The organism is Paraburkholderia sp. SIMBA_054 (assembly GCF_046534875.1).
GTDB lineage: Bacteria > Pseudomonadota > Gammaproteobacteria > Burkholderiales > Burkholderiaceae > Paraburkholderia > Paraburkholderia hospita.
This window is the reverse complement of record NZ_JAWRXV010001208.1, coordinates 1-254: the sequence shown is the minus strand read 5'-3', so window position 1 is coordinate 254 and position 254 is coordinate 1. Positions and strand designations below refer to the sequence as shown.

1 protein-coding gene is annotated in these 254 nt (G+C 71.3%); it reads left to right on the top strand.

The features are described 5' to 3' along the window. The coding region (locus tag SB822_RS58955) for an efflux RND transporter permease subunit (RefSeq protein ID WP_410859357.1) at positions 1 to 254 on the top strand (254 nt) is incomplete at both ends.

Sequence of the window (254 nt, the reverse complement as noted above, 5' to 3'; positions counted from 1 at the left end):
CCGCCCGGCGTCCACCTGGGCTGGGGCGGCCAGTTCGAGAACCTGCAACGCGCCGAGCGCCGGCTGGCGATGGTGGTTCCGGCGGTGTTCGCGCTGATCGTCCTGCTGTTGTACCTGGCCCTGCGCGACGTGAAGGAGGCGCTGCTGGTGTTCGCCTGCGTGCCGCTGGCGCTGGTCGGCGGTGCCGCCGCATTGCTGCTGCGTGGCATGCCGTTCTCGGTATCCGCCGCCGTGGGTTTCATCGCGGTCTCCGG